The organism is Nocardia sp. NPDC052316 (genome assembly GCF_044547795.1).
GTDB lineage: Bacteria > Actinomycetota > Actinomycetes > Mycobacteriales > Mycobacteriaceae > Nocardia.
Genome location: NZ_JBIUBB010000009.1, coordinates 119415 through 144453 on the forward strand (window position 1 = coordinate 119415; position 25039 = coordinate 144453).

General features: G+C 67.1%; 25 protein-coding genes. 14 read left to right on the plus strand and 11 right to left on the minus strand.

The features are described 5' to 3' along the window. The first annotated feature begins 185 nt into the window (after positions 1–185). Both ACIHA7_RS36605 and ACIHA7_RS36610 read left to right on the plus strand, forming a co-directional pair. On the plus strand, positions 186–1502 hold the full coding sequence (locus ACIHA7_RS36605; RefSeq protein ID WP_397296146.1) for a pentapeptide repeat-containing protein: 1317 nt from the start codon (positions 186–188) through the stop codon (positions 1500–1502). A 498-nt stretch (positions 1503–2000) separates the two neighbouring features. Then, positions 2001–2378 (plus strand): hypothetical protein, encoded by a 378-nt coding sequence (locus ACIHA7_RS36610; RefSeq protein ID WP_397296148.1) that lies wholly within the window; start codon positions 2001–2003, stop codon positions 2376–2378. A 7-nt stretch (positions 2379–2385) separates the two neighbouring features. Here ACIHA7_RS36610 and ACIHA7_RS36615 read toward each other — a convergent pair whose 3' ends face one another. Beyond that, a complete protein-coding gene (locus tag ACIHA7_RS36615) occupies positions 2386–2817 on the minus strand; it encodes an SRPBCC family protein (protein ID WP_397296150.1) in 432 nt (143 codons plus the stop codon). Positions 2818–3080: 263 nt separating this feature from the next. Between ACIHA7_RS36615 and ACIHA7_RS36620 the strand changes: the two genes are divergently transcribed. Beyond that, on the plus strand, positions 3081–4355 hold the full coding sequence (locus ACIHA7_RS36620; protein WP_397296152.1) for a cation:proton antiporter: 1275 nt from the start codon (positions 3081–3083) through the stop codon (positions 4353–4355). Between the two features lie 123 nt (positions 4356–4478). Next, a complete protein-coding gene (locus ACIHA7_RS36625; RefSeq protein ID WP_397296154.1) occupies positions 4479–5045 on the plus strand; it encodes a hemerythrin domain-containing protein in 567 nt (188 codons plus the stop codon). A gap of 91 nt (positions 5046–5136) precedes the next feature. Here the strand turns inward: ACIHA7_RS36625 and ACIHA7_RS36630 are convergent, their stop codons facing one another. Further along, positions 5137–6660, minus strand: coding sequence for a carboxylesterase/lipase family protein (locus ACIHA7_RS36630; RefSeq protein ID WP_397296156.1), 1524 nt, complete (start codon positions 6658–6660; stop codon positions 5137–5139). Between the two features lie 100 nt (positions 6661–6760). On the opposite strand from ACIHA7_RS36630, the gene ACIHA7_RS36635 reads away from it, so the two are divergent. Next, on the plus strand, positions 6761–8011 hold the full coding sequence (locus ACIHA7_RS36635; RefSeq protein WP_397296158.1) for an ROK family transcriptional regulator: 1251 nt from the start codon (positions 6761–6763) through the stop codon (positions 8009–8011). Here the strand turns inward: ACIHA7_RS36635 and ACIHA7_RS36640 are convergent. The 6 genes from ACIHA7_RS36640 to ACIHA7_RS36665 all read right to left on the minus strand — a co-directional run bounded on the left by ACIHA7_RS36640 (position 8008) and on the right by ACIHA7_RS36665 (position 12401). Beyond that, a complete protein-coding gene (locus ACIHA7_RS36640) occupies positions 8008–8865 on the minus strand; it encodes a class I SAM-dependent methyltransferase (RefSeq protein ID WP_397296160.1) in 858 nt (285 codons plus the stop codon). The genes ACIHA7_RS36635 and ACIHA7_RS36640 overlap by 4 nt on opposite strands. 90 nt (positions 8866–8955) lie before the next feature. Next, positions 8956–9471 carry a peptide-methionine (S)-S-oxide reductase MsrA gene (gene msrA, locus ACIHA7_RS36645; protein WP_397296162.1) on the minus strand — a complete coding sequence of 172 codons (516 nt, stop codon included), beginning with the start codon at positions 9469–9471 and terminating at the stop codon, positions 8956–8958. Further along, a complete protein-coding gene (gene msrB, locus ACIHA7_RS36650; RefSeq protein WP_397296163.1) occupies positions 9468–9923 on the minus strand; it encodes a peptide-methionine (R)-S-oxide reductase MsrB in 456 nt (151 codons plus the stop codon). The genes msrA and msrB overlap by 4 nt, the downstream gene beginning before the upstream one ends. A gap of 80 nt (positions 9924–10003) precedes the next feature. Next, on the minus strand, positions 10004–10792 hold the full coding sequence (locus ACIHA7_RS36655) for a 2-phosphosulfolactate phosphatase (RefSeq protein ID WP_397296164.1): 789 nt from the start codon (positions 10790–10792) through the stop codon (positions 10004–10006). Positions 10793–10893: 101 nt separating this feature from the next. After that, positions 10894–11556: a peptidylprolyl isomerase gene (locus ACIHA7_RS36660; protein WP_397296166.1), complete on the minus strand. Its 663-nt coding sequence runs from the start codon at positions 11554–11556 to the stop codon at positions 10894–10896. 77 nt (positions 11557–11633) lie between these two features. Continuing rightward, positions 11634–12401, minus strand: coding sequence for a DsbA family protein (locus tag ACIHA7_RS36665; RefSeq protein WP_397296168.1), 768 nt, complete (start codon positions 12399–12401; stop codon positions 11634–11636). Between the two features lie 123 nt (positions 12402–12524). On the opposite strand from ACIHA7_RS36665, the gene ACIHA7_RS36670 reads away from it, so the two are divergent. Further along, positions 12525–12923: an NUDIX domain-containing protein gene (locus ACIHA7_RS36670; protein ID WP_397296170.1), complete on the plus strand. Its 399-nt coding sequence runs from the start codon at positions 12525–12527 to the stop codon at positions 12921–12923. Between the two features lie 79 nt (positions 12924–13002). Here ACIHA7_RS36670 and ACIHA7_RS36675 read toward each other — a convergent pair whose 3' ends face one another. Next, positions 13003–14082 (minus strand): ADP-ribosylglycohydrolase family protein, encoded by a 1080-nt coding sequence (locus ACIHA7_RS36675; RefSeq protein ID WP_397296172.1) that lies wholly within the window; start codon positions 14080–14082, stop codon positions 13003–13005. A gap of 146 nt (positions 14083–14228) precedes the next feature. Between ACIHA7_RS36675 and ACIHA7_RS36680 the strand changes: the two genes are divergently transcribed. The 3 genes from ACIHA7_RS36680 (at position 14229) to ACIHA7_RS36690 (ending at position 18839) form a co-directional block, all read left to right on the plus strand. Continuing rightward, a complete protein-coding gene (locus ACIHA7_RS36680) occupies positions 14229–15839 on the plus strand; it encodes an alkaline phosphatase D family protein (protein ID WP_397296174.1) in 1611 nt (536 codons plus the stop codon). A 204-nt stretch (positions 15840–16043) separates the two neighbouring features. After that, the gene (locus ACIHA7_RS36685; RefSeq protein ID WP_397296176.1) at positions 16044–17774 is read left to right on the plus strand and encodes a DUF3556 domain-containing protein; all 1731 of its coding nucleotides are present in this window, start codon (positions 16044–16046) and stop codon (positions 17772–17774) included. Between the two features lie 162 nt (positions 17775–17936). Then, entirely contained in the window at positions 17937–18839 is a 903-nt protein-coding gene (locus tag ACIHA7_RS36690) for an aromatic prenyltransferase (protein ID WP_397296178.1), read from the plus strand. Here the strand turns inward: ACIHA7_RS36690 and ACIHA7_RS36695 are convergent. Further along, complete coding sequence (locus ACIHA7_RS36695; protein WP_397296180.1) at positions 18836–19153, minus strand: NIPSNAP family protein; 318 nt, start codon at positions 19151–19153, stop codon at positions 18836–18838. The genes ACIHA7_RS36690 and ACIHA7_RS36695 overlap by 4 nt on opposite strands. Positions 19154–19323: 170 nt before the next feature. Here ACIHA7_RS36695 and ACIHA7_RS36700 point away from each other — a divergent pair, with 170 nt between their 5' ends. Then, positions 19324–19467, plus strand: coding sequence for a hypothetical protein (locus ACIHA7_RS36700; RefSeq protein ID WP_397296182.1), 144 nt, complete (start codon positions 19324–19326; stop codon positions 19465–19467). Positions 19468–19637: 170 nt separating this feature from the next. Continuing rightward, on the plus strand, positions 19638–20579 hold the full coding sequence (locus tag ACIHA7_RS36705; RefSeq protein ID WP_397296184.1) for an RDD family protein: 942 nt from the start codon (positions 19638–19640) through the stop codon (positions 20577–20579). Here the strand turns inward: ACIHA7_RS36705 and ACIHA7_RS36710 are convergent, their stop codons facing one another. Then, on the minus strand, positions 20580–21248 hold the full coding sequence (locus ACIHA7_RS36710; protein ID WP_397296186.1) for a VOC family protein: 669 nt from the start codon (positions 21246–21248) through the stop codon (positions 20580–20582). It abuts the gene before it with no gap. A gap of 207 nt (positions 21249–21455) precedes the next feature. Here ACIHA7_RS36710 and ACIHA7_RS36715 point away from each other — a divergent pair, with 207 nt between their 5' ends. The 3 genes from ACIHA7_RS36715 (at position 21456) to ACIHA7_RS36725 (ending at position 25039) form a co-directional block, all read left to right on the plus strand. After that, positions 21456–22637, plus strand: coding sequence for an ROK family transcriptional regulator (locus ACIHA7_RS36715; protein WP_397296188.1), 1182 nt, complete (start codon positions 21456–21458; stop codon positions 22635–22637). A 37-nt stretch (positions 22638–22674) separates the two neighbouring features. Beyond that, positions 22675–24015 carry an ABC transporter substrate-binding protein gene (locus tag ACIHA7_RS36720; RefSeq protein ID WP_397296190.1) on the plus strand — a complete coding sequence of 447 codons (1341 nt, stop codon included), beginning with the start codon at positions 22675–22677 and terminating at the stop codon, positions 24013–24015. A 136-nt stretch (positions 24016–24151) separates the two neighbouring features. Further along, the gene (locus ACIHA7_RS36725; RefSeq protein ID WP_397296192.1) at positions 24152–25039 is read left to right on the plus strand and encodes a carbohydrate ABC transporter permease; all 888 of its coding nucleotides are present in this window, start codon (positions 24152–24154) and stop codon (positions 25037–25039) included.

Consider the following 25039-nt stretch of genomic DNA (forward strand, 5'->3'; position numbering starts at 1 on the left):
GTTGCCTATGCCGCGCACTGAACGACTTTGCCGGACCCACGCCCGTCTCAGGAACGATGCGAGTCAGCAGCGGCTCGTCCCCGGCACGTTTCCGGTATCGGCGGACAGGCGGTGCGCGTGTGGGCATGATCGGTTCCATGGAGATGCGCTCCTCTGATCATGGTGGCGAGCAACCGTTTCGGGTGATGCCGTGGTGGCTAGTGGTCGGCGGTTTCGTGCTGGCGATCGCGTTCGGGCTGGTGGTGGCGTGGTGGCTGTGGAACATCGCGGAGGCGGGCGGCCCGTCGAGAGCGGCGCTGCGCATCGACGCCATCCGCACAGGCTTGACTGTTGTCGCCGGAGCGGGTGGCGCGGTGGGGTTACTGCTGGTGGGGCGGCGTCAGTGGTTGAACGAGCGGGCACAACAGCATCGAGAACAGGTCGACGCCATCGCCCGGGCCCATCAAGAACGCGTGCAAGCGCACGTCGAAGCCGCCGCTGCTGCCGATCAAGCCGCCCGCGACCGGGCCACCGCGATCTCGGAGTACGACGCGACCGAGCGCCGGGTCACGGACCTGTTCGCCAAGGCGGTCGAGCACCTCGGCTCGGATGACGCGCCGGTTCGGTTGGGCGGGATATACGCGCTGGAACGATTGGCACACAACAACGAGCGCTACCGGCACGTGACGGCAGATGTCCTGTGCGCCTACCTACGCATGCCGGTGCGTAGGGAAGTCTCCGACGAAGAGCACGTGCGGTTGGCCATCCAACGTATCTTGACCCGGAGAACACGGTCCGGTCCTGACAGCTGGGCGGACCTGCGGCTCGACCTCGCCGGTGCAAAGCTCGACGGATTCGATGCCTCGGGTTGCGACTTCAGCGACGTCGATTTCACCGGAGCGACCTTCTCCGGAGTGACGGCATTCGACGACAGCGAGTTCCATGGGGAGACGCGATTCGGCGGCGCGATGTTCCTCGGCGATGTGTCACTGCGCCGAACGCGGTGGCACGTTCCGACGGACTTCAGCGCCGCGGCATGGCACTGCACCGTGAGCTTCGAAGAGTCGGTGTTCGAACAGCACGTGCGCTTCGACCGCAGCAGCTTCGGGGATCAACGAATCTCGTTCCGCGAGAGCATCTTCAGACGAACAGTCACCTTCGACCACAGTCGGTTCGCCGGGGAATCCACTTTCGGCCGGGCCTGTTTCGAATCCAATGCGTCGTTCGAGCATGCCGAGTTCGGCACCGCCGCCTCCTTCCGCGGTTCCGCGTTCGGCGGTATCGCGATGTTCCGGCGATCGGTCTTCACCGGCCCGGTCGATTTCAGTGATGCGCAATTCGGGGAGCACGCGTCTTTCGACCGCGTCGATTTCGTCGGCGGCGTCAGCTTCAGTCCGGTGCCGATCGAGCGAACGAGCGCTGTGCGCGCCCGTGCAGGCGCACACTCGATCCGCCAGCTGCCGACCACATGGGCGGAGTACGCCATCGACGATCGCTGGGTCGGTCTCGCACCCAACGCTTGATACCCCGAAGGTGAACGAGCGTGGTCGCACCGACGGGCGCGACAGCGGCGACCCGCGTCGTGACGTCCCGCTCGGTGATCGGCAGCCCCGACGCATGGGACGTGACGGCGGCGACAGTTACTACACCACCTCGACGCAGACCCTTCGCGACGGCGTTTGTAGGGTGCTTGACCAGTGCGACGCCGCATCCCACTTGTCACCCACTCGTCGGGTGCGTGAAACCGCGCTCGACAGGCATCGGAGATCGCCTCTTTCGGCGGTTGGTGCATCGAAAACCCCTGCCAGGCAACGACCTTGACGGATGGCCAATGCCCGGCCGCTGCATGATTTCCGCGCGTTGTCTGAACGTCGTCCGCGATGTCAGTCGATGGTGCCGCAAGCTGTGCGCAGGAACCCGTCAGTCCGGGCTGCTTGTCACGTGGGAATGCACTGCTCGAGGATGCTCTGCAGGTTGCGGCGGCGTGCCGGGGTGAGGGTTTCCAATGCTGCTCGGATGCCGTGCATCTGCTCGCGTACATGCTGGGCGATCGCGGAGCCCTTTGCGGTGGCGACTACCTTTTTCACGCGGCGGTCGGTTTGGTCGATGTGCCGCTCGACAAGTCCGCGCTGTTCGAGCCGATCGATGAGCACGGTTCCGCCGGGTGGCAGAAGCAGGCCGACGTGGCGGGCATCGATCAGCTGCTCGATCGCCTCGAACGCGACGAGTTCGACCTTGTCGCCGTGGGCCGGGCGCTGCTGGCCAATCCCGACAGGGCCACCAAGGCGCTGCAAGGCCGCCTCGACGAGACGATCGCCTTCGACCGCGCAGTTGAAGTCCCTCAACTGATCCAGCCTTCACCCGCCTCGCTCGCTGGACCGCAGGGAAGCAGTGCGTAGACGATTGCTACATCTTGCCACCAAGTTCTTCGGCGCAGGCGTTGAGTATTCGCCCGAACACATGGCCGACAACGGTTCTGGCGATCCTGCCTACGAGCGGGTTCGCATCGATGGCGGTGGTCCACACCACTCGGGTCCCGCCCGGCACCGTGGTGAACGTCATCGACGCGCCCTTGTGCGGTATCGGCGGGAAACTGCGGTCGACGACATACTCGAAGGAGTGCGGCCGGTCGTAGCTGGTGATGCGCTCATCGAAGCGACCGATCAGCCAGGTGTGCCGCCGAATTGCGCCGACCCCGTAAGCCGCGCCGTCGCCCGGCCGGGTGAGCTTGTCACGCAACACCCAAGCCGTGCGTTCGTAATTCGTCGTGGTGGCACACCAGTCGAAGACTTCCTCGAGCGGTGCATCGATAGTGCGCTCGACAACGATGGTTTCCATACCGATCCCCTTTGTCGTTGTTCTCGGATATGACTCTTGGACACCGTCCGGCCCCTGACCGTGACATCGTGCTGTATGTCCTGCATCACGGCAGCGCCGGGATTCGTGTTCGCCCGGAGCGTTCGTCGGCTCCTCGAAAGCTGATCGTGCGAATTCCGCAGCCCGCGAACGAGTTCGCCTGAGTTTCGGACCGCACCGACCGGGTAGATCTTGATTTTCTGCTCCGATCGACAGGTGATGTGCGTAGTGGCGTGGCAACAACGATGAACGAGCTCGATATCGAACGCGCTTACCTGATCGCCGGAGTCGCATTGCTGTTGGCGGCCACGTTGCCTCGGCTCTTCAGAGATCGGGCGATCACGGCACCGATGCTCATGTTGGGGGTCGGGGCGATCGGCGGGCTCGTGATCGGACCGACGGGTTTGCAACCGGTGTCCCCGTTGTCGCATCCGACCGTGATCGAGCACCTCGCGGAACTGTGCGTGATCGTGGCCCTGATGGGTGTCGGTCTCGCCATTGACCGCCCGCTGCACTGGCGTACCTGGGGCTCCACCTGGCGGCTGCTGCTGATCACGATGCCGCTGTGCATCGTGGCCATGGCGGTATTCGGATGGTGGGCGGCAGCGTTGACACCCCCTGCGGCCGCTCTCCTCGCCGCAGCGCTGGCTCCCACCGACCCGGTACTGGCCTCGGATGTGCAGGTCGAAGGCCCGACACCCGGCGGTGCGAGCTCGGCCGAGGAGGACGACGAGGTGCGTTTCGCACTCACGTCGGAGGCCGGTCTCAATGATGCACTGGCGTTCCCCTTCGTGTATCTGGCGATCTTCCTCGCGACCCAGGGCTCGGTGCAGACGTGGTTCGCAGGCTGGTTCGCGTGGGAACTGCTCGGCAAGATCGCCGTCGGCGCCGTCCTCGGTGCGATCGTGGGGGACCTGCTCGGTCGCGGCTTGTTCCGATTCCCGCTGGAGAACGCGCGACTCGCCGACCAAGGGGAGCCGATCGCCGCCTTGGCCGCGGTGTTCGCGGTGTACGGGCTCACCGAACTCGTCGGCGGCTACGGCTTTCTCGCGGTCTTCGCGTGCGCGATCGCCATGCGACGGATCGAGCGCGACAGCGGATACCACGAGCAGATGCACAGCCTGGTCGAACAGTTGGAGCACGTCCTCACCCTCGTTGTGCTGCTGCTCCTCGGCGCGGCACTGACCACCGGCCTGCTGACCGCGCTGTCCTGGCAAGGAGCCGCGCTCGGTGTACTGCTCGTTTTCGTGTTCCGTCCGCTCGCCGGATGGCTGGCACTGCAGCGATGCGACGAGATGGTGCCGAAAGAGCGTGCCGTCACGGCCTTCTTCGGCGTCCGCGGAATCGGCTCGATCTACTACGTCTCCTACGGCCTGACCCAGGCAGACCTTTCCTCGGAAACCGAAGCCCTATGGGCGATCACGGCGTTCACGATCGTGCTGTCCGTGCTCGTCCACGGTGCCAGCGCGGGCTGGGTGATGAAACACCTGGAGAACGTCCGGGGGAAGGAGAGTGCGTAACGCGGTCGGAAGCACCCGAGCCCACCGACCTTGATCGGTGTCGTTTGTGCGCCGTCGAGCCGGGTAGGGCGTCGGTGGATGGCTATCAGCCCGGCCACCCATTCCGACCAGGAGGTATCAACCATGGCGACACAACGCATCGACAGCACTGCGGATGTCATCGACTTCCTAGTGGAGCAACACAATCGGATCCGCCAGCTGTTCACCGAAACCGCCGCGGCGGTAACCCCGGAGGAGCGCGAGCAGAAGTTCTTCGAGCTGCGCAGGCTGCTGGCGGTGCACGAGACCGCCGAGGAGGAAATCGTCCACCCGCGGGCTCGCCGGGCGATCGACAACGGCGACGCGATCGTGGATGCCCGGTTGCAGGAGGAGAACAAGGCCAAGCAGGCCCTGTCCGAACTCGACAAGATGAACGTGAACGCGCCGGAGTTCGGCGTAAAGCTCGCCGCCCTGCGCGACGCGGTACTCAACCACGCCGGTCACGAGGAGAGCGAGGAGTTCGAGCAGCTGCGCACCCAACTCGACCAGAACGACCTCGAGCGCATGCGCGGCGTCGTCGAGTTCGCCGAGAAGACCGCGCCGACCCGGCCGCACCCCGGCGTCGAGTCCGCGACCGCCAACATGTTTGCGGGACCGTTCGCCGCAGTGCTCGACCGCGTCCGCGACGCGATCTCGAAACCGCGTCAGTAGCAGTGCGTTTCGAGAGATCGAGGTAGCGCCAGCGGCGGCTGCGGGCAGTGAAGTCCGGCCGCCGCAGGCTACTCGATGGGTCTCCGGGCTATCAGGACGCCCAGATTCGGTGTTGGGCGGCGAACGGGTCGCGCTCGATTCGGCTCTGCTCGGACCAGATCATCGTCTGCCGCTGGTCCAGGGTGTAGCGGGGCCAATTCGGGCCTGGGTCAAGGTTTTTGATGAAGGCGACCCAGGACGCATGCATGGTTTCGGCCAATGCCCGGGGCGGTGCCTCGCCCTCGACGTCGGTGACGCCGGGGGCGTCCAGTAGATCGAACTCGAACGGCAGGTCCAGGCAGTGCGCTGCCAGCCCGCGATAGCTCGGAGCCGTTGACCTCCAGTCGAATTCGTACAGCCAGGTCGGCAGGTTCCGTCCGGCGCGCGCTTCGGCGACCCGATACGACGGCCCACGAATGATGGTGTCGCTGATGGCCTGACCGGCCAACTGAGTCGCGTCCGCGCCGGGGTAGGCGGCGCGGTAGGCGTCCATGTCGGCGCCCCGACCGGCGAGGGCGAGCGGGCTGGCGGCCGCCGCTTCCGGATGCTGCGCGAGCATGATTGCCGCCATATTGAATTCGTGCTTGGTGAAGCCGAGCAGCAGCGGAATGTCGCCGCCCGCACCGTTACGCAACATCGCCGGCGTCGCTTCGGTGATCAGCCTGCCGTCGGCGAACGGTGCCAAGCCAAGCATCGGCACGTTCTCGCTTCCCGGCCCCGGCGCTTGGAGCGCGTCTTGCAGGTCGAGCATCTTGTCCTCGGACAGGGCGCGCAACGCGGCCGCCGTCGCGGGCACCCCGGTGCGCCGGGTGAACAGCTCGGCGACGGCGCGTCCCGTGGCCGAGTCGTTCGGCTGGGTGACCGCCCCGGAGGCGCAGATGCCTGCCCGGAACAGACCGCGCGCGGAAGGTGTGGCCATCAGCGCCCAGACCGCTCCGCCGCCCGCGGATTGACCGGCGATGGTGACTTGCGCCGGATCGCCGCCGAACGACTGGATATTGTCGCGCACCCACTGGAGGCCCGCGATCCAGTCCAGCACCGCTCGATTGTCCGGAGCGCCGTCCAAACTCAGGAAGCCATCGATGCCGAGCCGGTAACCGACCGAAACCACCACCACCCCAGCACGATTGAACGCGGCCCCGTCGTACCAGGGGCTGGCGGGGCTGCCCGCGACGAAGCCGCCACCGTGGATCCACACCAGCACCGGCAGCCCACGCGCCGACGGGTCGGGGGTGAAGACGTTCAGGTTGAGGATGGCCGCGCCCGGAATGCTCGGCTCGGGGATGGTGGTCACCGCACCCAGCGACCGGCGCTGGGCGGTGGGGCCGTAAGCGGTGCACTCCAGCGTCTCGGTCCACGGCGCGGGCGGTACCGGAGCGGCGAACCGCAGCTCACCGACGGGTGGCTTCGCGAACGGCACGCCGAGGAAAGCGATGCCGGTGGCGCGCCGGGTGCCCCGGACCGGACCGTAGGTCGTCCGGACGACGTCCGACGGGGTTCGCTCGGACGAGCACGCCGCGGCCACTGCCAGTGCGCCGGCTCCTAGCAGCACCGTCCGGCGGGTCAGGTGGGGCATTGCGACCTCGATTCATGCGGGTTTGACCAAGGCATGTTCGCGGCTCCGCAAGAAATAAGTCAATGGTTGAAAAAATTCCCGACCAGCCTATTGTGGATGTGTGGAGACACCACCGGCACACGATTCGGTGGCCGTGCGCCGCCGCAACCTCGGCCTGGTGCTGCGCCACGTCGCCGAACACGGTCCCTGCGCGCGCACCGAGATCGCCGTGGCCACCGGCCTGTCGCACGCGTCGGTCACCACCCTCGTGGCCGATCTCACGGCCCGCGGGCTGCTGCGCGAAGACGGCGTGCTGAACAACGGCGGGCGTGGACGTCCACGACGACTGCTGCGCATGGTCGCGCGCCGCGCGGTGACCGTCGCGGTGCAGATCAGCGCCGAACAGCTGCGCGTGGCCGTCGCCGATCTCGCAGGCACGATCGTGTGGCAGGACGCCGTGCCGCACCACAGTGCCGCCGGGGTACCCGCCACCATGGCGGACGCGGTCGCCACCGCCGTCCGGCGGGCCGAAGCGGCCGCGCCACCCGGCGCGGAACTGGTGCGCGTCGCGGTCGCGATGGCGGGGCCGATCGCCGACGACGACGCGCAAACCGTGCTCGTCGCACCGGATTTCGGTTGGCTGCGCCCGGTCCGGTTGCGGGCGCTGATCGCCGCCCGATTGCCAGGGCGGGCCTGCCCGATCGACGTGATCAACGATGCGAATGCCGCCGCACTGGCCGAGTACCACGCGCAGCCCCGGCGCCCGCGCGGCGTCGTCTACATCGCGGCAGGCACCGGCATCGGCGGCGGCGTCGTGCTGGACGGGCGCATCCACACCGGCAGCCACGGCGTCGCCGGCGAGCCGGGGCACCTGCCCGTCGCCATCGACGGGCCGCTGTGCGCCTGCGGTGCGCACGGCTGCCTGGTCTGCTATGCGGGCCCCGAGGCGCTGCTCACCGCCGCCGGTTTCGGTGATCTCTTGCGGCGCAACGGACTAAGCCCCGCCGCCGATCAGCTGACCCGGGCACTCGACCGCGGCGACGAACGCGCCCGCGCGGCAACCGATCTCGCAGGCAAGGCCCTGGGCACCGCGATCCTTTCCATCACCGCCCTGCTCGACATCGACGAAGTGATCCTCGGCGGCACCCTCGCGCAATGGTTTCCCTGGTTGGAGCCATCGTTGCGCAGCCAGCTCGCCGGCCGCCGGGCGTCGGTCCCCGACATCGAACCGGCGGTCACCCCCGCCCGCCTCGGCGCCGACGCCACCCTGCTCGGCGTCATCGAATACGCCCGCCGCGCAGCCCTATCCGATCCGGCCACCGTCCCGCGCGCCGCCCCCACCCCGAACCGCTCGGCGCTTCCCGCGGGCTAGGGGACTCCGGCCTTGGTTGCCGCCACGGCGTACAGGAGTGGGATACGGGCGTCGGCGGGTGGGAGCCGCCACCATCCGCTGTCCTCGTCGCGAACCATGCGTTCGAATCTGGGCCAGGGCAGCAGCTCGGTCTCCCGCAGCCGGGTGATGGTCAACCCCGCCTCGATCAATGCGGTGACCACCTCGCCGAGACCGTGCGCCCACTCATAGACCGGGGCGGCGTCGACCGGAAGTGCGGGCCCGTCGGTGTAGGTGTGCACGCTGTTGTGCTCGACCGCACCGCGCCCTGCCAGATAGTCGTTGCGCAGCAACAACTCCTGCCGGTCCGGCGCAGGCTTCGGCCCCAAGGAGGTCAGCACCGGATGGAACTCCACGATGTAGGCCAGGCCGCCGGGCCGCAGCAGTTCGGCCACCACCGCCGCCCACCGATCCAGGTCCGGTAGATAGCACAGCGATCCTTTGGCGATATAGACGATGTCGAATCGGTTGGCGCCCAGAGCTGTTACCGCGTCGTAGACGTCGGAGCGCACGTAGTCGACATCGACACCGTGGTGCTCGGCGATGCGGCGAGCGTGCTCGACGGCCTGGCCGGAGAAGTCGAGTCCGACGGCACGTGCGCCGCGCCGGGCGAAGGCGATCGTCTCGGTACCGAGGTGGCATTGCAGATGGACCAGGTCGCGACCGGGCAAGGCGCCCAGGTCATCCCATTCGAACGGGGCGAACCACCATTCCGCGGGGATGGTGCCGTCCGCACCGTAGAACCGGGAGGCCGCGTGGATGGGGGTCCGTGCGTCCCAATTGCGTTCGTTGGCACGCATGAGTTCGACGGTGTGGGAGTCGAATTCGCTGTCCATCCAGCTCCTTGCTCGGTGCTGCCCGACACAATGTACAGCGACTGCGCCACCTCGGAAGGTGGCGCAGTCGGTGGTCCTACGGCCGCGCGTCTACTGCGCCGCGGTCTCCCGCTTCGGCAACTTCCACCCGGGGCGGGGGAAGTGGCAGGTGTAACCGTCCGGGTAGCGCTCCAGGTAGTCCTGGTGCTCCGGTTCGGCCTCCCAGAACTCGCTCGCCGGGGTCACCTCGGTGACCACCTTGCCCGGCCACAGACCCGAGGCGTCCACGTCGGCGATGGTCTCCAGCGCGATCCGTTTCTGCTCCTCGTCGAGGTAGAAGATCGCGGACCGGTAGCTGGTGCCGATGTCGTTGCCCTGGCGGTCCTTGGTGGTCGGATCGTGGATCTGGAACAGGAACTCCAGCAGCGCCCGGTAATCGGTCTGCGCCGGGTCGTAGATGATCTCGACGGCTTCCGCATGGCCCGGGTGGTTGCGATAGGTGGGGTGGTCGTTCTTGCCACCGGTGTAGCCGACCCGAGTCGACAACACCCCCGGCTGCTTGCGGATCAGATCCTCCATGCCCCAGAAGCATCCGCCGGCCAGAATCGCCTTGCGTGTGTCGGTCACGCGTCCTCCTTCGTGAACAGGGTCCGGTACTGTCCGTAACCTTCCGCCTCGAGGTTATCGAGGTGAATGAAACGCAGTGCCGCGGAATTGATGCAATACCGCAGGCCGCCTGCCTCGCGCGGCCCGTCGGTGAACACGTGCCCGAGATGGCTGCCGCCGTGCGCCGAACGCGCCTCGGTGCGAATCATCAGATGGCTGAAGTCCCGCTTCTCGACCACGTTCGCGGCGTCGATCGGCTTGGTGAAGCTCGGCCATCCCGATCCGCTGTCGAACTTGTCGACCGACGCGAACAACGGCTCGCCGGACACCACGTCGACGTAGATTCCGGGCTCGTGATTGTCCCAGTACTCGCCGGTGAACGCCCGTTCTGTCCCGTTCTCCTGGGTGACGTGGTACTGCTCAGGTGACAGGGCGGCGACGGCCGCGGGATTCCTGTTGTATTCCTGTGCCACATGACCTCCTCATATCGGCCCCACGTATAACCCGCGACCCGGTTCGGAAAGTCCCCGCCCTGCGGGACGTCACACTCGCGTCACCAGTGTGCCGCCTCGACGGCCGACGCGTCGACGAATGAGCCGTCGACCAGCACCGGAACCGTCGTGCTCACGTCGATTTCGGTGGCGACGGCGACATCGTCGGCGAACCCGATCGCCGCCAACTCACGGCCGGAGGCGCACTCGGCGACCAGCTGCGGCACGTCACCAGTGGCGTCGAAGCAGGACTTGGCCGCTGCGGCCTCCGGCGATAATGGCCCGGCGCCACGCGCGGCGAGGGCCGAGATGACCGCCGCGGCGCCGAACCAGTCCTCGATCGCAGGCCGCAGCACGTCCTGTCCCGGCCAGTGCTCGCCCGCGGCGATCACCGCGATCGGCCGCTCCGTGGTTCCCCACCCTTGCTCGACCATCCACCGCGCGACCGAGGACGCGTTCCGCAGGCAGGCCGCGATCACCGGCACGCCACCGACGGACGCCGAAATGGCCGACCCGTTCGGCGACGGCAACACCAGCCGTGCCGGGGCGGGTGCCCGCCGCAACGCCGCAGGGGACAGCGACCACGGCTGCTGAGCGGACACGGCCGTACGCCCGACCGCCAGCCGCGCGTCCCGGCTCGCCGCGAACGCCGCGGCTGTCTCGTCGCGCCACGGATACGGAAACACCCGCGTACCGGCCTCGACCGCAACCGACACCGACGTCGTGAACGACAGCACATCGACCACGACGAGCGCCGCACTCTCGGGCCCGAGCGCCCGCGCGCCCGCCAAACCCCATTCGGTCCGCACTCCCCAGGAAAGCTGCTTCGACCACTCCGGAATATCCGGCATCCTTCCCCCTGCCCATCTCGCGTCTGCCAGCCGATCAGTCTGGCTCACCCGGCGTGCGGGTACCAACCCGATCGGTTCGGCAGTGGGGCTACGCGAACCGGCTAGCCGAGGTGCGCGCTGGTGATGACCACCGGTTCGGCAGGCAGCCCGTCGCGCGGACCACGCTCGGTGGGCGTGATGCCCGCGGCGACCATCCGGTCCAGCACGTCCATACCGCGCACGACCTGTCCGAGCACCGAGTAGTTCGCCGGAATGTTGGCGAAGGAGTGCACGATGAAGAATTCGCTGCCGTTGGTGCCCGGCCCCTGGTTACCCATCGCCACGGTGCCGCGCGGGTAGGTCTCGGTGCCGTCGACCTCGTCGGGGAATCGGTAACCGGGCCCGCCTTTCTCCACCTCGTAGATGTCGCCGCATTGCAGGACGCCGAGGCGGGCGCTGTCGGTCAGCCGCCAGCATTGGCTCTGATCGTAGAAGCGCTGCAGCACCAGGCTCGCCATGTTCTGCACACCACACGGGGCGGCGCCCGCGCGGTCGAGTCGCACGGTCACCGGGCCGTAGTTGAACTGGAACGTCACGTCCATGGTGCCGATGGCAGGCGCGACGGGCGGCGGTGGCAGCACCGGGCGCGCCGCCGGGTTCTCCGGGGTCGGCGTGAAGGCGCACGTCACCACGGGCGGGCCTGCCGAGGCCGGGGCAGTGCCGGCGATGAGGCCGGACAACGATAGGACGGAGATGGCGAGCGCGGCGCCCCAGCGTGAGTTCATAGCGAGCAAGCTAGCGGATCGCACCGAAACAAGTTCGGCAAAGCCGCAATTCGGGCACGTTCTTGTTCGATCGGCTACTACCGCGTGGCGGCGATCAGCGGGCCGAGACCGTCGGGAGCGAACAACTGCTCCGCGTCGGCGACCTGCTGACCGTTGACGAACACCGACGGCGTGGAGTTGACCCCGCCCGCGAGCACCTCTTTGGTCTTCACCCGCAGGTACGAGTCGTACTTGCGCTCGGTAATGCATTGGGCCACTGCGGCATCGGCGTACCCGGACTCCCTGGCTATCTCGACCAGCCGGTCGTCGGCGAGGCCGTCGCCGCCTTCGGCGGGCTGGTTGTCGAACATCGCGACCAGCCAGCCCTGGTACTTCGCCGGATCCGCCTCGGCGACACAGAACGACGCGTTGCCCGCGCGGGACGAGTACTGATTGGTCGAGGCCCGGTCCAGGAACGAGATCACGTTGTACTCGACGATGGCCGAACCGCTGGCCGCCGCCTCCTGGAGCACTCTGGCGTTGGCCCGGTCGAACATTTGGCATGCGGGACACTGCAAGTCGGCGACGACGCGGACGACGACCTTCGCGCCGGGGTCACCGATCCGGACCGCGCCGGTGTCGGTGACGCCCGCGGGGGCGCCGGGGAGTTGCGCGGAGTTCTGCACCGGCTTCGGGGTACCGACGACATCCTTGGTCAGATCCTGCGCCACGATCCCCACGCACAGCGCCGAGACGAGGGTGAAAAGCACACCGCCGGTCACCAATCCGACGAGAACCTTGCGATTGTGCGCGGCGCGCTGCGACTCCGACGGAAGACTCGACCAGTCGCCCTGGTTGGTGTTCACCTATGTGCCCCCGTGCTTCTCGCCGCTCGAACAGTTTCGCTCCGCCACCCTAATGGTTGCCGACCGGGTTTGGGGCGCCGACCGGTCGACCCGCTCCCGAGCCGGAAAAGTAGGGTGGGGCCGGTGATTCGCACAGCCGCGTTGGCCCACGTCAGGGATCGTCGTCTGCTGCAGGCGCGATCGATCGGCAAAGAAGTCTTCTACATGGCGGGCGGGAAGATCGATCCCGGCGAGACGCCCGAACTGGCACTGCATCGCGAGGTCAGGGAGGAGCTCGGCGTCGGTATCGTGTCCTGCGACGAGCTCGGTGTGTTCCTGGCCGAGGCGTACGGGCACGCGTCCGGCACCCGGCTGCACATGACCTGCTTCACCGCGGAACTCGACGGTGACCCGCGGCCGACCAGTGAGATCGCGGAGCTGCGGTACTTCACTGTGCGCGAGTACGCGGCGATGGATCATGTGGCGCCGGGGTCGATGCTGGTGTTCCGCAGGCTGCACGAGCTCGGTGTCGTCGACTGGTAAGTCGTCTGGATCATCGCTCGACTGCTCGACCAACGTTGCGCTTACTGCTGATGTTCCCGGTGCGTGTCGCTGCCGCGCCTTACAAACCCTCATCGACCGGGTATCGCGCGGCCAGCGCGGACCGATCACCGACACCGAAGTTCATGACCAGGTCATCGGCCACCTGAATCAGCACGTCGCGTCCCTCCACCACGGACACCCAATCCATCGGCAGCGCGGAGACACCGTGCATGGCGCCGATCAGATTCCCGGCCACCGCGCCGGTGGAGTCGGAGTCACCGGAGTGGTTCACCGACAGCAGGAGTGCCGCGCGCACGTCGCCGGTCCGCGCCGCGTGCATGGCGCTGTACACGGCGACGGCCAGGCACTCTTCGGCGATCCATCCGGCACCGACCTGCTCGACCTGTTCGGCGGCAGGCGCGTCCTCGGCCACCGTGATCGCTCGCGTCAACGCGTCGATGGTCTCCGCGCTCCCCGGGATGTCGGTGAGTTGAGCAATGGTCTCGCGCACCGCGTCCGGCAACTCGCTGCCGCGCACCACTCGATCGACCAGGGCCGCGAACGCTCCTGCGGCGAGGTAACCCGTTGGGTGTCCGTGGGTCAGCTGCGCTGCCCGCGCGGCGGTAGTGAACGCGTGCTCAGGCCCCATTCCGGCCAGCCCGAACGGCGCGGACCGCATGACGGTGCCGCAGCCTTTCGAGTGCGAGTTCACCGGCCCGTTCGCGCCGAACGGCTCCGGCGCGACGTAACTCAGCGCCTGCCTGCGCAGCCCGGACATGCACGCGTTCCCCGGCGCCCGTACCGCGTGCAGAAACGGCAAGCTCACCAGCCAGCCATCACTGTCTACTGCCGGGCCCTCACCCTGCTGAGTCTGTAACCAGCGCAGATATGCCCGACGCAACGCAGGCACGGGGTCGGCGCCCGGCACCGACCGCAACAAACCCTCCGCCGTGAACAGGGTCATTTGCGTGTCGTCGGTAATCTGCTGCGGCGCACCGTCATCGTGCTGCGGCACAAATCCCGTTACCCCGTCCGCGCCGTACCGGTCGCGAATTTGGCTCAGGTTCTGGAATTCGATGGGCCACCCCACGGCGTCCCCGACCGCCCCACCCAGCAGAGATCCTCGAACCCGGTCGAAAATCGTCGCGTAATCCACCATGAGACAACATCATTACCGACCGAGCCGGTCGGTGTCGCGCCGCCAACATAAGTGGGCGTGGCGATCATAGGACGCTGTCGCAGACGGGTATCCGCTGAACTCACTTGCCAACCTCAGCGGCGCTGAACGAAGTAACCTCGACTGGTATGGCTGAGTTGGTTTTGGGCCCGGTTTTGCGGCATGTGGATTCGACTTCGGCGACGGTCTGGGTAGAGACGGACGGCGCCTGTACGGTCGACGTGCTCGGTCGGCGGTCGCGGACGTTTCAGGTGGGGGAGCAGCATTTCGCGCTGATCGTCGTCGATGGGCTGGAACCTGATTCGTCCATTCCCTACACGGTGGCGCTGGACGGTGTGGTCGCCTGGCCGGAGCCGGAGTCCACGTTGCCGCCGTGCCGGATTCGCACGCAGGTGGTCGAGAAGATCATTTTCGGTTCGTGCCGCGCGGCCAAGGCGACGCCGGAGGAGCTGACACCGGACAAGCTCGGACCCGACGCCTTGGACGCGTACGCGATGCGGATGCAGAGCCTGCCCGAACGGGAATGGCCGGACGCGATGCTGCTGCTCGGCGATCAGGTGTACGCCGACGAGCCGACACCACGGATGAAGCAGTGGCTGGCGCAGCGGCGCGGCGGGCAGGAGCCCGAGGGCGAGGTGGTGTCGTTTCGTGAGTACGCCGAGCTGTACCACGAATCGTGGTCGGACCCGGAGATTCGCTGGCTGATGTCGAACGTGCCGACCTCGATGATCTTCGACGACCACGACGTGCGCGACGACTGGAACACCTCGCGGACGTGGCGGGAGCGGATGGCGGAGCAGCCGTGGTGGCGCAAGCGCATTCGCGCCGGGCTCGCGTCGTACTGGGTGTATCAGCACATCGGCAACCTCGGCCCGGACGAGCTCGCGCGAAACCTGCTGTACCGCAAGGTGTCCGAGGCGGGCGTCGACGTGCAGGATCTACTGGAGGACTTCGCCGAGGAGGCCGACAAGGAGGTCGACGGCCGCAAACCGACCCGCTGGAGCTACCGTCGCGACTTCGGCCGGATCCGGCTGCTCGTGATCGACACCCGCAGCGGCCGCATCCTCGACGGTCAGCGGCTCATGGTCGGCTCCGACGAGTTCGATTGGATCGAGGAGAACGCCGCAGGCGACTACGACCACCTGCTCATCGGCTCGTCGCTGCCCTGGCTGATGCCGCACGCGCTGAGCTACCTGCAATCGCTCAACGAGCGTGCGGCGAGCCAGCCGGGCTGGCGTGGCCGACTCGGTGAGCAGGTCAGGCAGGCAGCCGATCTGGAGCACTGGCCCGCCTTCCGCGCCTCCTTCGAACGGTTGGCGCGGCTGATCCACCGGCTCGGCACCGCACCGGACGCACCGAGCACCATCTGCGTGCTGTCCGGCGACGTCCACCACAGCTACGCCGCCCGCGCCACCTACGCGCAGCCGACGAAATCCGAAGTGCTGCAACTGGTGTGCTCGCCCGTCCACAACGACCCACCCAAGATCTTCCGCCCCGTCTTCGCCCTCTCCTGGGCCACCGCCATCGCCGCCGCCCTGCGCCGCCACGCCGCCCGCCGCGGCATCTCACCTGACCCGGTGCACTGGCAAAAGGTCAGCGGCCCCCACTTCGGCAACTCCATCGCCTCCCTCGACATCACCGGCCGCTCCGCCAGATTCACCCTGGAATCCGCCCGCGCGGACCACAGCCTCGTCAAAGCCGCCGAACTGGACCTCCCGCTCGGCAGCCACCGCCGCTAGCTGGTCGACCGATCATGGGGAAATGGTGCCGGGCTCGGTCGAGTGGACGACGGCCTCAATTCCCCGAGATCACCTGTCCGATGGGGCGGGCTGATCTTGGGACGGGGCGTTGACACGGCATTGCTGACCTGTCAACGTATCCAAGGACCGCGAGGTCCCCGATTCGGGTGGGTGCCTCGGTGTCGTCGAATCGGAGAGTGCTCGATGGGGTTTCTGAAACCCGACCTGCCGGTGGTCGATATGGCGGAGTGGAGCAAAGGCACTCGCAGCGAACGGATTCGGCCGATGGCCCGGCACTGGGCCGAGGTGGGGTTCGGGACGCCGGTGGCGCTGCATCTGTTCTATGCGGGCAAGGTGTGTCTCTACGTCCTCGGTGGCTGGCTGATCGTGTTGTCCACCAAGGGCATCGATGGGTTCACCGACGTGGGGGACTGGTGGTCGGAGCCGATCGTCTTCCAGAAGGTCGTGCTGTACACGTTGCTGTTCGAGGTGGTCGGGCTCGGGTGCGGGTTCGGTCCGTTGAACAACAGGTTCTTTCCGCCGCTCGGTTCGATCCTGTATTGGTTGCGGCCCAAGACGATTCGATTGCCGCCATGGCCCGATCGGGTGCCGTTGACCAGGGGCACCACCCGCACGCCGGTGGATGTCGCGTTGTACGCGGCGTTTCTGGTGCTGACGTCGATCGCGTTGCTGGCCGATGGGACCGGTCCGGTACCGGAGTTGGGGACGACGGTGGGGCTGCTTCCGCTCTGGCAGATCGCGGCCGTGCTCGGGCTGCTCGCGGTCATCGGGTTGCGCGACAAGGTGATCTTCCTGGCCGCGCGCGGGGAGGTGTATGCCACGCTGGCGGTCACCTTCCTATTCGCCGGTGCCGACATGATCGTCGCCGCGAAGGTGGTGTTCGTGGTGATCTGGATGGGCGCGGCGACCTCGAAGCTGAACAAACACTTCCCGTTCGTGGTGTCCACCATGATGTCCAACAGCCCGGTCTTCCGGCGAAAGTCGCTGAAGCGCAAGTTCTTCGAGAACTTCCCCGACGATCTGCGGCCTGGGCGGTTGTCCCGGATCTTCGCCCACGGTGGCACCGCCGTCGAGATGTGCGTCCCGCCGGTGCTGTTCTTCTCCCACGGTGGTCTGCCGACCACGATCGCCGCGATCGTGCTGATCGGCTTCCACCTGACGATCCTGACCGCCATCCCCATGGGCGTGCCGCTGGAGTGGAACGTCTTCATGATCTTCGGTGTGCTGGTGCTGTTCGTCGCGCACGCCGACCTCGGTCTAGCCGATCTGCACAATCCGCTTCCGGTGGCGGTGCTGTTCGTCGTGATCGCAGGCATCGTCATCGCCGGAAACCTGTTCCCGCGCAAAATCTCGTTCCTGCCCGGCATGCGCTACTACGCGGGCAACTGGGACACCACGCTGTGGTGCATCAAACCGTCGGCCGCAGCGAAGATCAGCCGCGGCATCGTCGCGATCGCAGCCATGCCGCAGGCGCAGCTGGAGCGGTTCTACGGCAAGGACCGGGCGCAGATCCCGATGTTCATGGGATATGCCTTCCGCGCCATGAACACCCACGGCCGGGCGCTGTTCACCCTGGTGCATCGAGCCATACCGCCCGGGCGCGAGGACGAGTACACCATCACCGACGGCGAGCGCATCTGCAGCACCGCGCTCGGTTGGAACTTCGGCGACGGCCACCTGCACAACGAGCAACTCATCGCCGCCATGCAGCAGCGATGCCGGTTCGAACCCGGCGAAGTGCGTGTCGTATTGCTCGACGCGCAGCCGATTCATAAAGGGACACAGGAGTATCGGCTCGTGGACGCCGCCACCGGAGAGTTCGAGCGCGGGGTCGTCTACGTCGCGGACATGGTGACCCGCCAGCCGTGGGCCGACGACGTGCCCGTCCACGTCCACCGCGGCGAACCTGCCTGACCGCGGCACCTCGACCGACCGTCCGGCAATAACGCAGGAAATGCGCACCACCGCGTAGCCGCCCGACTACCCTCATGCCAAGGCATTGCGTTCGACATTCTTGTTCCTGAGCCATCGGCGGTTGCGGACCGCCGATGGCGGCGTGGATATTCGAGGTGACTCATGCGCACATCCGCCGTTCCAACTCTCGATCGCTTCCGGCAGGACCTGCGGGAATACGCGCGCCTGGCCGAGGCCCGCTATGACCCGTCCGTGGTGGATCCGGTGCTGGACACGTTGTCCGACCTGTGGACCGGCTCCGTCGTCGGCGTGCGCACCACCACGCACCCGGTGCCCGAGCGCAAGGTCAACACGCGGGTGATACACCCCGGCGAACCGACCGAGCTGATCCAGACCCTGCGTGACGCAGGCCTGCTCACCTACACCGGCCATCCGATGGAACAGTTGCTGGCCGAGATCTGTGCGGCCATGCCCGCGCGCGCGGGCGTCGATGTCGCGCTCGACGGCGGCGTGGAGAAGATCTGGTTGATCTTCCCTGAACTCGCCGACGTGGAGCGAATACTGGCCTTCCCCGGCATGCCCGAGTCGGCCCGCGCGCACGCCGCGCACCTGCTCCGCTACGGCGGCCGAATCGGCATCCTCGCAGTCGATTTCGTGGCGCGCACGGTGAATCTCTACTCGCAGGTCTTCGAAGCGGGACAACTCACCGCCGCCGACATCACCACCGTGCTGGCCGAGCTGGACTTCGTGGCCGCCACCGACGAGGAGCTGGCGCTGCTCGGCCGTACCTTCAACCTGTATCGCACGTTCTCCTGGACTTCGCCACGCATGCAACGCATTTGCTTCCCGCTGCGCTGCACGGCCTCGACCTTCCCGACCCACCTCGACCCGGTCCTGGCCCGCTTCGTCGACGGAGCCCCCTTCGCCGACCCGGAAACCCGCGGCTTCGTGTTCTACACCGCCTACGGTGCCACTTCCCGGTACTACAAGGTCCAAGCCGAGTACCTCGCAGGCCAACGTCCGACGTTCCCCGGCGGCACCGAACCACAGGTCAATCGCGACTAGGCACCGCGGTCCGGGAGCATCGGCCGCATGAAGGTGCGCTCGTACCGCAGCACACAGCCGCTCTCGTCACGGATGCGATCGGCGTCGACGAAGTCGGGATCGACGCCGAACAGCGCACGATACTGCTCGTAGGCGCCGAGGCCGGCGAAGCTGAACAAGGCCATCGCCTTGTCACTGGCCCCCTCCGCGGGCAGGAAGTAACCGTGATGCGTGCCGCCATGTCGCTCGACCAACTCCATCCACCGGCGGCCGAAACGCTCGAACGCCTCGATCTTCGCGGGATCGATCACATACTCCACAACACAGGTGATCATGGCTTCAGGCTACGACCGCCGCGGCAAGCCGGTCACCGTGCGGCTGTGTCGTGGGTCACAGACTGTTTGGCCTGCTGAAGCCGGGGCATACAGCCCGTCGGGCGACGCACAGTGCGCGCCGACGAAACAGTGCTTCGGAAGGATCGGTATCTGTCGTGGTTCTGCTGCTGGTGGGAATCGGTACTGCGTCAGCCGTCGTGATCGCAGCGCACGCCATGGTGGTGGCCGCGCATCTGGCGCAGCGCCGTGCCGCCCCGCGCCGCCGGGTTGCCGTGGATGTCCGCCCCGTGCCCTCGACCCGAGTCTCCGCCTAGCCCGAACGAGCACGCGAGTCCGCGCCGATCTGTTCGCCGCTGTCCTGTCGGCTGTTCGGCCGATTGTGCGACCTCACTCGTGGCGAGGACTCTGTGAGACGCAAGCGGAATGCGCCGATGCGCGGGTTTTCCCGGACTCGCCCAGCCGGCCTTGCGAAGAGGTGCACATCATGGCCGAGCCCATCCCCACACCCGAAACGGCGCCGGCGAACAGGCGAATAGTCGCGTGGGCGGTCGACTTCGCCGTGATCACAGCGGTGGCGGTCCTGCTCGGCTCGGTGACGCACTACCGGATCACCGACTACCTGTCCGGCTGGCCCGGCCTTGCCCAGTCGGGTGGCTGGAATCTGTTCCGCGCCAACGGAGATTGGGGCGGAGCGGCGCAGGCGTTCGGCTGGGATGTCTTCGGTGAAGTCCTCCTTCTGGTCACCGAGGCGTTTCTCGCGCTCGTGCTGATCGTGTTCGTCTATCACTTCGCCTGCCTGCTCTGGAAAGGCCGCACGCTCGGAAAGTTCTTGCTGGACATCCGAGTTCACGCGCCGGCCGATCCGACGGGCAAGCTCGGAAAGTGGCAGTCGGCCCGTCGGGCGCTGGCGAGCACCGTGGTGGATGTCGGCCTGTACTCCGCCGCCTGCATCGCGTTGCTCGCAGGCGAGTTCGTACTTTCGGTCGTCCTCTGGCACCTCGCCGTCATCGCGCTCGTGCTCAACGCGGCTCCGATGGCGGGCACGAGCCGTCGAACCGTGATCGACCGCATCGCGGGCACCACGGTCGTGCGCGCCGGCCTGTACCGAAAGTCGTGGCAGGCCGCCAGGGATGCGGGGATCGTCGAGCGCGGCACCCAAGGCGCGCAGCTCGGGCTCGAGCGGGTGCAAGCCGTCTCACAGGCCATGAAGGAACACGCACAACACCTTTCCGCGGACGAACGGCTCCGCGAGCTGCGCGCGTCTACCCAGGCGACACAGCTGCGCCGCCTGGGTGAGCATGCGGGCAGGCACACCGGCGAGACCGTCCGGCAGCTGCGCGATTCCGAACGCGGACAGCAAGCTCAGGCCACGGCCAAGAAGGTCGGCACGAATCTCCGAGCGGTGTACGCGCGCCGCCGTCGCTGATCAGCTTTCGAGGTGCGCCGCCGCGGTGAGCATGAGTTTGCCGCCGTCCTCGGGTGCGTCGATGCGCACCGCGACCGAGGCGCGGGCCGGGAAGTCGGCTTGCGTGGGAAACCAGATACGTTCGGGATCGACCAGGATCAGCAGCCCGTCGTGATCGCCCACCGGGGTGAAGCTCGGCAACCGCGGCGTAAACGCTTGCAGTCCATACGTTTCGGCGAGCTCCCGCACCGCCTGCGCGACATCGGGCACGCCGATCCCCACTTCGCTGATCGACAGCAGGCGAGGCGCGTCCCCGGTACTCGCGGGAGCGTCGGCGTCGGCCTGCCGGGCGATCAGCTCCAGCACGATACCGTCGGGGCCACGGAAATATACCGACCGCGAATCCCATCCGGGTGGCCCGTCGATGACGTCGGAACCGTTGAACTCGATGGTGTCCAGCCGCCCGCGTACCCAGTTCTGGGCCAGTTCGAAATCATCTGGGGAAATCCCGAACGCCAGATGATGCACCCCGTCGAACGGCGCGCCGCGGGTCAGCGCGAGCTTGCTGAAGCCGACCTGCACCGTCACCCGCTCGGGCTCCGCCGCGACCGGAAGCCGTAGCACGTCCCGGTAGAACTCGGCCGCCGCGTCGAGATCTGTTGTGTCGATGGCTACTTCGCGAATTTTCATGGCAGTCCCTTCGGTGTCGTACGTTCGGGTGCGACACTAGATCCTCAACGATGGTTGAGGTCAACGGCGACGTCCGACACATGACGTGTGGGTATCCGCCACGCGGACAGCGATTGACAGCCGGACGAACCGGACATAGTGTCCCTCCTCACAGTAATTGGAAACTTTCCTAATAGTTCACCCGCGCGGTGAGGGGAGGGGCGTCACGTGACCACGCGCCAGACCCTCGCAGGCACGCCCAGCCTGCTCCGCGCGATCAACGACCGCGCCGCGCTGGAACTACTGCTCGCCAACGGCCCGCTGTCCCGCACCCAAATCGGCACGCTCACCGGCCTTTCCAAGCCGACCGCCTCCCAGTTGCTTTCCCGTCTGGAGGCGGCCGGCCTGGTGGTCCCGGTCGGCACCATGCCGGGCGGGCCAGGGCCGAATGCCCAGCTGTACCAGGTGAATCCGACGGCGGGTTACGTGGCCGGGCTCGACGTGACCGCCTCCCGTATTCGCATCGCCGTCGCCGACATCACCGGCCGGGTGCTCGCCGAACACGAGGTCGCCACAAAGGGTTGGCCCGCCGCCGAGACCATCACCAGGGTGGGCGAGGCGGTCGCCGAGACGGTCACCCTTGCCGAGATCGGCGACGGGGTCTGCTGCGAGGTGGTCATCGGCATCGGCGGCGCGCTCGACCCGGCAACCGGCAAATTGCGGTACGCCACCCACCTTCCCGGCTGGCATTCCCCGCGACTGGTCGCCGAACTCGAGGCGGCCATCGGCTGCTCGGTCTCGGTCGAGAACGACGTCAACCTCGCCGCCATCGCCGAGCAGGCGCACGGCGCGGCGCAGGGCAGCGAGGACTTCGTGCTGCTGTGGACCGGGGTCGGTGTCGGCGCCGCGATCGTGATCGCGGGCCGCCTGCACCGCGGGTTTCACAGCGGCGCAGGCGAAGTCGGCTACATGCCGCTGCCGGGCGCACCGATCGTGCACGACGTCCGCCGCAAGAATTCCGGCGGCTTCCAGGAATTGGCCGGTGCCCCGGCGGTGTTGGCGTTGGCGAAAAAGCACGGCCTGTCCGCGCCGACGGCCGCGCGGGTGGTCGCCGAGGCCCTGGACACGCCGGGGTCCGGCGACGCGTTCCTGGTCGAGTTCGCCAGCAGGCTGGCCCTCGGGATCGCCTCGATCGTCTCGGTGGTGGACCCGGAGCTGCTGATCCTGGGCGGTGACGTGCCACGGGCCGGCGGTGAGCGGCTGGCCGCGCTGGTCGAGGACGCCCTGACCGAACTCACCTTCGCCCGACCCGCGGTGCGCGCCAGCACCGTTCCCGGGTCGCCCGTACTACACGGAGCGCTGGAACGCGCCTTGGCCACCACGAGGGACACCGTGTTCTCGACTCACTGATCCACCGCACCTCGAGCAGTACCCAGGAGAACCGCACATGCGCAGAACGACACGTCGCATCCTCGCCGCCCTCACCGCATGCGCGTCTGCCGCGCTGTTCGTCACCGCCTGTACCGGGCAGAGCTCCACCGGTGGCGACGACGGCTCCGACCAAGGCAAAGAAGTCAGCATCACGTTCTGGCACGGCTGGAGTCAGGACCACGAGGTCAAGGCGATCAACGACAACATCGCCGCCTTCGAGAAACTGCACCCCAACATCCACGTCAAGGCGGTCGCCAACATCGCCGACGACAAGCTCGAACAGGCGCTGCGGGCCGGCGGCCGGGACGCGCCGGACGCCGTCTCCTCGTTCACCACCGACTCGGTCGGCAAGTTCTGCTCGGCCAACGTCTGGGCCGATCTCGACCCCTTCCTGAAGAAGTCCGGTATCGATCCCGCCGCGACCTTCCCGCGCGCGATGCTCGAGTACAGCCGGTTCCAGGGCAACCAGTGCGCGCTGCCGCTGCTCAGCGACTCCTACGGCCTGTACTACAACAAGACCGCCTTCGCGGCCGCCGGGATCACCTCGCCACCAAAGACATTCAGCGAGTTCGAGGCCGCGGCACTGAAGCTGACCATCGCCGAGGGCGACAGCTACAAGCAGCTCGGCTTCATGCCGAACTACCACGGTTACGAGACCAGCCCCACGCACTACCTGGGTCAATACGGCGCGACATACTTCGACGCGAACGGTAAGTCGAACATCGCCACCGATCCCAAAGTCGCCGCGATGTTCTCCTGGCAGAAAGAGCTGATCGGCAAGCTCGGCGGGTACGACAAGCTGGAGCGCTACCGCACCACCTTCGGCGAGGAGTTCAGCGCGAAGAACCCCTTCCACACCGGCCAGGTGGCCATGTCCCTCGACGGCGAATGGCGCACCGCGTCGCTGGCCGAGTTCCCGGTCGGCTTCGAGTGGGCGACCGCGCCGTTCCCGGTGCCCGACGACCAGGCCGAGACCTACGGCCGTGGCTACCAGACCGGCACCATCATCGGCGTCGCCAAGTCGAGCCAAAAGCAGACGGCGGCTTGGGAATTGGTGAAGTACCTGGCCACGAACACCGATGCCCTGGTCAGCTTCGCCAATGCCATCCACAACGTGCCGAGCACCAATGAGGCCTTGAATTCGCCGAAGCTGACGGCCGATCCGAACTTCAAGACCTTCATCGACATCGCGAAGAACCCCAACACCTCGACCACGCCGGCCAGCATCAACGGTGGCGCGTACCAGCTTTCGCTGAACAACTTCGGCTACGAGTACGAGGCGGGCAAGGTCGACCTCGCCGCGGGGCTGGCCGCGACAGCGAAGGAGATCGACGAGGCGATCGACCAGGCGAAGTGATGTAGCGATGGCACTGTCGAGCACGTCCGTCCCGGTGGCACTCGAGCCGACGCTCGAACACCCTACCCCGGCGGCATCGAAACGGCCCGCTCCGGCGGCACTGAGGCACAAGCGCCGCCGTAGAACCCTGCGTACCTTGGCATTTCTCGCGCCGTGGCTGATCGGGTTCGGTTTTTTCTTCGCTTACCCGTTGCTGTCCACCCTCTACTTCTCCTTCATGAAGTACGACGGGTTCACCGCGCCGACCTTCACCGGCCTGAAGAACTGGGATTACGTCCTCGACAAGTACCCGGTTTTCTGGCGGGGGCTGGGCAACACCCTGTGGCTGGTGTTGGTGATGGTGACGCTGCGGGCGGCCTTCGGACTCGGTATCGGACTGTTGGTCACCAAGATCAAGACCGGGCTCGGCTTCTTCCGCACGGTGTTCTATCTGCCCTTCCTCGCGCCGCCGGTGGCGGCCACGATGGCCTTCGCGTTCCTGCTGAACCCGGGGACCGGCCCGGTGAACCACCTGCTCGGCACCGTCGGTCTGCCGCAGCCGGGGTGGTTCACCGACCCGGAGTGGTCCAAGCCCGCGTTGACCATGCTCGCGCTCTGGGGCATCGGCGACCTGATGGTCATCTTCACGGCGGCGCTGCTGGACGTGTCCAAGGAGCAGTACGAGGCGGCCGAGCTCGACGGTGCCGGTCCGTGGCAGCGGTTCCGGTACGTCACGCTGCCGAACATCACGCCCATCGTGCTGTTCGCGGTGGTGACCGGGGTGATCCAGACGATGCAGTACTACACGCAGGCGATCGTGGCGGGGAAGGTCGCCAGCGGAAAGGCGGGCAATTCCGGTGAGCCTTTCGTGCCGGGCTACCCGCACGGCTCCACCTGGACTCTGCCGCAGATGGTCTACAACCTCGGTTTCCAGCGTTTCGATATCGGCTCCGCGTGCGTGGTCGCCGTGATCCTGTTCGCCATCTCGATGGCGTTCACCGCCTTGCTGCTGCGGCGCAAATCCGGCTTCCTGCAGGAGGACTGA

What these genes read in the sequence shown, in the direction of transcription:
- ACIHA7_RS36695 (WP_397296180.1), bottom strand. Translation starts at nt 19,153, where the DNA reads ATGATCACCTGTGTTGTGGAGTATGTGATCGATCCCGCGAAGATCGAG.
- ACIHA7_RS36690 (WP_397296178.1), top strand. Translation starts at nt 17,937, where the DNA reads ATGCGCACATCCGCCGTTCCAACTCTCGATCGCTTCCGGCAGGACCTG.
- ACIHA7_RS36605 (WP_397296146.1), top strand. Translation starts at nt 186, where the DNA reads ATGCCGTGGTGGCTAGTGGTCGGCGGTTTCGTGCTGGCGATCGCGTTC.
- ACIHA7_RS36675 (WP_397296172.1), bottom strand. Translation starts at nt 14,082, where the DNA reads ATGGTGGATTACGCGACGATTTTCGACCGGGTTCGAGGATCTCTGCTG.
- ACIHA7_RS36630 (WP_397296156.1), bottom strand. Translation starts at nt 6,660, where the DNA reads ATGCCCCACCTGACCCGCCGGACGGTGCTGCTAGGAGCCGGCGCACTG.
- ACIHA7_RS36705 (WP_397296184.1), top strand. Translation starts at nt 19,638, where the DNA reads ATGGCCGAGCCCATCCCCACACCCGAAACGGCGCCGGCGAACAGGCGA.
- ACIHA7_RS36680 (WP_397296174.1), top strand. Translation starts at nt 14,229, where the DNA reads ATGGCTGAGTTGGTTTTGGGCCCGGTTTTGCGGCATGTGGATTCGACT.
- ACIHA7_RS36660 (WP_397296166.1), bottom strand. Translation starts at nt 11,556, where the DNA reads ATGAACTCACGCTGGGGCGCCGCGCTCGCCATCTCCGTCCTATCGTTG.
- ACIHA7_RS36710 (WP_397296186.1), bottom strand. Translation starts at nt 21,248, where the DNA reads ATGAAAATTCGCGAAGTAGCCATCGACACAACAGATCTCGACGCGGCG.
- ACIHA7_RS36625 (WP_397296154.1), top strand. Translation starts at nt 4,479, where the DNA reads ATGGCGACACAACGCATCGACAGCACTGCGGATGTCATCGACTTCCTA.
- ACIHA7_RS36685 (WP_397296176.1), top strand. Translation starts at nt 16,044, where the DNA reads ATGGGGTTTCTGAAACCCGACCTGCCGGTGGTCGATATGGCGGAGTGG.
- ACIHA7_RS36640 (WP_397296160.1), bottom strand. Translation starts at nt 8,865, where the DNA reads ATGGACAGCGAATTCGACTCCCACACCGTCGAACTCATGCGTGCCAAC.
- ACIHA7_RS36720 (WP_397296190.1), top strand. Translation starts at nt 22,675, where the DNA reads ATGCGCAGAACGACACGTCGCATCCTCGCCGCCCTCACCGCATGCGCG.
- ACIHA7_RS36620 (WP_397296152.1), top strand. Translation starts at nt 3,081, where the DNA reads ATGAACGAGCTCGATATCGAACGCGCTTACCTGATCGCCGGAGTCGCA.
- ACIHA7_RS36655 (WP_397296164.1), bottom strand. Translation starts at nt 10,792, where the DNA reads ATGCCGGATATTCCGGAGTGGTCGAAGCAGCTTTCCTGGGGAGTGCGG.
- ACIHA7_RS36615 (WP_397296150.1), bottom strand. Translation starts at nt 2,817, where the DNA reads ATGGAAACCATCGTTGTCGAGCGCACTATCGATGCACCGCTCGAGGAA.